Origin of the sequence: Sphingobium sp. (assembly GCF_035511395.1) — a bacterium.
Classification (GTDB): Bacteria; Pseudomonadota; Alphaproteobacteria; order Sphingomonadales; family Sphingomonadaceae; genus Sphingobium.
This window is the reverse complement of record NZ_DATKFP010000399.1, coordinates 1-3784: the sequence shown is the minus strand read 5'-3', so window position 1 is coordinate 3784 and position 3784 is coordinate 1. Positions and strand designations below refer to the sequence as shown.

At 61.0% G+C, this 3784-nt stretch carries 5 protein-coding genes; 2 read left to right on the top strand and 3 right to left on the bottom strand.

The genetic code is table 11. The features are described 5' to 3' along the window. Window positions 1-259, bottom strand: a 259-nt coding sequence (locus VMR39_RS27015; RefSeq protein WP_325421054.1) for a glycoside hydrolase family 68 protein, incomplete at its 3' end; no start/stop codon positions are given. A gap of 207 nt (window positions 260-466) precedes the next feature. Further along, window positions 467-928 carry an Lrp/AsnC family transcriptional regulator gene (locus VMR39_RS27010; RefSeq protein WP_325421052.1) on the bottom strand — a complete coding sequence of 154 codons (462 nt, stop codon included), beginning with the start codon at window positions 926-928 and terminating at the stop codon, window positions 467-469. Window positions 929-1052: 124 nt separating this feature from the next. Here VMR39_RS27010 and VMR39_RS27005 point away from each other — a divergent pair, with 124 nt between their 5' ends. Beyond that, window positions 1053-2105: a Leu/Phe/Val dehydrogenase gene (locus VMR39_RS27005; RefSeq protein ID WP_325421051.1), complete on the top strand. Its 1053-nt coding sequence runs from the start codon at window positions 1053-1055 to the stop codon at window positions 2103-2105. Window positions 2106-2229: 124 nt separating this feature from the next. Here the strand turns inward: VMR39_RS27005 and VMR39_RS27000 are convergent, their stop codons facing one another. After that, a complete protein-coding gene (locus VMR39_RS27000; protein WP_325421049.1) occupies window positions 2230-2712 on the bottom strand; it encodes a hypothetical protein in 483 nt (160 codons plus the stop codon). Between the two features lie 282 nt (window positions 2713-2994). Here VMR39_RS27000 and VMR39_RS26995 point away from each other — a divergent pair. Continuing rightward, window positions 2995-3784, top strand: a 790-nt coding sequence (locus VMR39_RS26995; protein WP_325421056.1) for a helix-turn-helix domain-containing protein, incomplete at its 3' end; no start/stop codon positions are given.

The window sequence follows — 3784 nt, the reverse complement described above, 5'->3', positions numbered from 1 at the left end:
TATCGTGTCGGAAGAGGTGAATCCGCGCATGACCATGGCGTTCATCGGGATTATCGAAACGAGGCGCCCCAAGCGCCATCCATAGTTGCGCACCTGAAGCAAGCGTCCAGAGGTTGCCGTCGCGCATCTGGACCGGCCAGGCATCCCATATGTCCAGACTGGAGGAGACGCGGCAGACATGGTCCGCGCCAATCTCTGCAATGACCGTAGGCAAGGCAGGAATAGCGCCGACATCCGCGGCGGTCCAATATGCGATCACGTCTGGGATCCTCCCTCCAGATGAGAAGGATGTCGTCAAGCGTGCAGTCCTGACGACATCCTCTCCAATAACCGGAAACCCCATGCCTTAATCTGCATGAAGAGCCTCCTGACACAGCATTAAAGGGTCAGGCAAACGTTTGCAATATGAGATGTGCAAGAGGCGCAATTGCTCCGTCAGGCAGCGTGCCGGATCAGGCCCAGACCGTCAGATCGGCAATTCGTTGGTCGACTTGATCTCTGACAGGGCCACTGTCGAATTGATTTCCTGTACACCCGACAATTTACTCAGCCGCTCGAAGAAGAAGCGTTCATAGGCATCGATATCCTTGGCCACGATCCGCAGCATGAAGTCCATCGTACCCATGAGTACATAGGCATCGAGCACTTCTGGAAATCCGCGAATGGCTGCACTGAACTCATCCAGATTGGCCCGGCCGTGCGCGTTGAGTTTCACCTGCGCGAATATCTGGGCGTTCAGGCCTACCTTACGCCGGTCGATCACCGCTACGCGCTTGCGGATCAATCCTTCGCGCTCCAGACGGTCGATCCTGCGCCAGCAGGGCGATGGCGTCAGCCCGACCTTCTCCGCAATCTCCGCCGTCGTCTGGCTCGCATCACGCTGCAACTCGCGGAGAATCTTCCGCTCAAAACTGTCCAATTCGATCATATGTCCGATATATCTGAATTTACAGGTCAGATCATTCCCATTTTCGCTGAACAACCGCAAAATGAGGCAAGATTCTTCTCCATCGATCGGCGATAAGGCTCGCGACACTGCAAAGGAGAAGACCATGGTCGTCCGCCCCGCCCGCCTGAACCCGCCGATGCAATCGGTGCGCCTGCTCGACCCCGAAAGCGGCCTGGACGGCGTGATCGCGATTCATTCCACTGCACTTGGTCCGGGCGCCGGCGGGTGTCGCTTCTGGCAGTATCCCAATCAGGAAGCGGCCTTTGACGATGCCTGTCGCCTGGCCGAAGGCATGAGCTACAAGAATGCGATGGCCGATCTGCCCTTTGGCGGCGCCAAGGCTGTATTGCGTCGGCCCGAGGGACCGTTCGACCGTGCCGCCTTGTTCCGCGCGTTCGGCCGTGCTGTCGAGGCACTGGACGGTCTCTACGTCACGGCGGAGGATGTCGGCACGACGGTTGCCGACATGCGCGAAGTATCGGCTATGACGCGTCATGTCGCCGGCCTGGATCCGATAGACGATCAGGCTGGTGGCGATCCTTCACCCTGGACAGCACTCGGCGTGTTCGAGGCAATGCGGACGGCCGCGCGCCAGACGTTGGGCGCTGAACTGGCCGACCTGACCATCGCAGTGCAAGGCACCGGCAATGTCGGGGCGAATTTGTGCCGCCGCCTTGCTGATGCCGGCGCAAAACTGATCATTGCCGACATTGATCCGCGACGGCGCAATGCGCTCGGCGCCGTGCTGAACGCCCAGATCGTCGATGTCGAGGAAATCGCTTCGGTCGAAGCGAATATCTTTGCCCCCTGCGCGCTCGGCGGAGCACTCACAGCCCAGAGTGTGGCTGGCATGAAGGCAAGACTGGTCTGCGGTGCTGCCAATAACCAGCTTGCGACGGCGGATATTGCTGACCGGATGATGGATCGCGGCATTGTCTATGCGCCGGACTATGTCGTGAACGCCGGCGGCATCATCAGCGTGTCGGCCGAATATCTGGGTGAGGATATTGCCAGTGTCGCCGCACGCGTCGACCGGATCGGAGCGCGCGTGGGCGAGATACTCGCACTCGCTCAGCAGGAAGGACGTTCGCCTGCTTGGGTCGCGGATGAAATGGCAGAGCGCATCATCGCTGCGGCCGATCGCCAGGCGGCCTGACGGTATCGCGATGCCGGGCGGCACCTTCTAACGACGGGCGGCCCGGCTTCCTGATGATGTTCATGTGCCTCTTGACCTTGCGGGCGCTGAGCCTGCCCGCAATCGAACGGCCAGCGCGCCCGGATCAGATGGCGGGCAGACTATCTTGCGCGCGCTTTGGCAGGCCACTCTCGATCAATTGGTAAGCCCCACCCATCAAGCGGGTAACTTCTTCCTCGCTCAGGACATAGCGCGGCTCATAGCCCAGTCCGCGCCGATGGCTCTTGTGCCATGGATCGACATAAAGGCCCTTGTTCGGTCCGAACGTCAGATCAACATGGCGACTGAGGGCCGCCGGCCCGAAGCGGGAATAAGCGATGCGAAAGATGGAGATATCAGCGATATAGGGTCCGATCATCACCCAGACATGACCCTGCCGATCATCAAAAACAGGTTGCCCCTCGACGGTCAACGTCCCGGCCACTACCTGGATCGGCGCCACCAGACGCCGTTCAAGCTGTACTGCAAACGCGGCGCTCATCAATTCCGCATCGTTCGACGCAGCAGGAAAGGCAGCCAGAAGCCGCATAGCGCACGCGGCGAGTTCTGTACGATCGGCATCGCTCATATCATAGGATTTGAACGCCTTGGCGGCAGGCCAGCCATGGGTAGCGGCGACGAGCCTGCCAAGATGCAAGAGGTGTTTTGCCATCAACATCCGGCCTCCTACCGCCACCGAAGCCGTCGCGCCAGTCCATCGCAGGCAAAATGATGCCGGGTGGCAGAGCACTCCACGAGCCATTTCGGAGCTTCATGGGCGGGCCGGCGACCGGTTCGCGGCGGGCTATGCTTCCAGCCTGTATACGGGCTACTCATTGTTGCCTTGACCGATCCGAACTATGGTCGCGCCATGTCGGTCGCCCCCGTACCCAGTTTCTATCTTTACGGTGAACCCCAACGCAGCGTGGCGGAAGGATTCGTCCATGTCGAAAGCCTGGATGATCGGTCGCGGCCCAGCGAATGGACGATCCGCCCACATGTCCATCATGACCTGAACCACATCATTTTGATAGCCCAAGGCGGGGGCATGATGCAGGCAGAAGCGGTCCAGCTTTCCTTCGAGGCGCCCTGCCTGCTGCTGATCCCGGCCGGCATCGTCCATGGCTTCGCCTGGCATCGCGAATCGCGTGGCTATGTCACCACCATCGCCGCCAGCTATCTCCACCATATTGTGGCCCGTGACGCGGATCTTGCTCCTCTTTTTGCTCGCCCCCATGCCGTCATGCTGCCGCAGGACGGGTCGGAGGCAGAAGCGGTCATCGCGCGGATGAGCAAGGAACTGGGATGGTCGGGCCCCGGCCAGCGCGCTTCGGTCGAAGCTGCCTTGCTGCTGCTGATGGTGCTCGCGCTGCGCCATATGACACTGGCTGAGGCGGCGCTGCCGGGTACGGCCCGGCAGGCCGCGCTCGTCGCCCGGTTGCGTGAGCGGATCGAGCAACGCTTCCGGCAGCGTGAACCCGTTGCGGTCCATGCGAGGGCGCTCGGCGCCAGCCTTACCGCTCTGCGCCAGGCCTGCGCCCGTGTCGCCGCCAATTCCCCCGCACAGATGTTGGACGATCGCACCCTGCTGGAGGCGCGCCGTCTGCTACTCTATTCGCAATTATCAGTGACCGAAATCGCCTATGCCTTGGGATTTGAGG